This window comes from Streptomyces albidochromogenes, from assembly GCF_005981925.1.
In the GTDB taxonomy this organism is placed as follows: Bacteria; Actinomycetota; Actinomycetes; order Streptomycetales; family Streptomycetaceae; genus Streptomyces; species Streptomyces albidochromogenes.
Genome location: NZ_VBVX01000668.1, coordinates 1 through 935 on the forward strand (window position 1 = coordinate 1; position 935 = coordinate 935).

The 935-nt window shown below is 78.1% G+C and carries 1 protein-coding gene; it reads right to left on the reverse strand.

Going from position 1 to position 935, the window contains the following annotated elements; genetic code table 11:
• A partial coding sequence (locus tag E2E34_RS34670; protein WP_439333713.1) for an NAD(P)/FAD-dependent oxidoreductase occupies positions 1-932 on the reverse strand: 932 nt, incomplete at its 3' end.
• Positions 933-935 lie beyond the last annotated feature (3 nt).

The following is a 935-nucleotide window of genomic DNA, read 5'->3' on the forward strand; positions in this document are numbered from 1 at the left end:
CCGTCCACGGCCACCCCCCAGCCCCCGTGACCCGTCTCGGCGATGCGGCAGCCGAGCCCCCCGGCGAGGTCGGTGTGCGGCAGCAGCCCGTGCCCCACCGCCAGCGCGTCGCACGCGATCCGCCGCCCGGTACCGGCCCGTACGCGCCCCGCGCCGTCCAGCGCCGCCACCGTCACCGCCTCCAGCCGCTCCGAGCCGTGCGCGGCGACCACCGCGTGCCCGGTCCGCACCGGCACCCCGCGCCGCGCCAGCGCCGCCGCGTACCGCGCCCCTTCCGCCAGCTTCGCCGGATGCCCGGCCAGTCTCACCGCGCCCCACGCCAGCCGCCCGGGACCGGCGGACTCGATCAGCGCCGCCACCCGTGCCCCCGCCGCCGACAGCCCCGCGGCGACCGGCATGAGCAACGGTCCCGTCCCGGCGACCACCGCGGTACGGCCGGGCGGCAGCACCAGCCCGCCCTTGAGCATGGCCTGCGCGCCCCCCGCCGTGACGACCCCCGGCAGCGTCCAGCCGGGGAAGGGCAGCACCTTCTCGTACGCACCGGTCGCCAGCAGCACGGCGTCGCCCCGTACCGTCTGTGGCCGGTCCTGCCCGGAGCCCCCGAGGGCGTGCACGACGAACCCGCCCCCGTCGGCCCGCTCGACGAACCACACGTGCCGCTCCGCGAGATGCGTGATCAGACCGTCGGCCAGGTGGGCGTCCAGCCGCGCGGTCAGCCGCTGCCACGTACGCCAGGCGTGGTGCAGCACCTGAGGCCGCCGGGCACCCCACCGGGCGTCGGGCTGCCGGTAGAACTGCCCACCGGCCCGCACGGCGGAGTCCACGAGAACCACCCGCACTCCCCGGTCGGCCGCGCAGACGGCCGCTGCCACCCCGGCAGGTCCGGCACCGACGACAACGAGCGAAACGGCCCCCGGACTCTCACGCACCAAGGG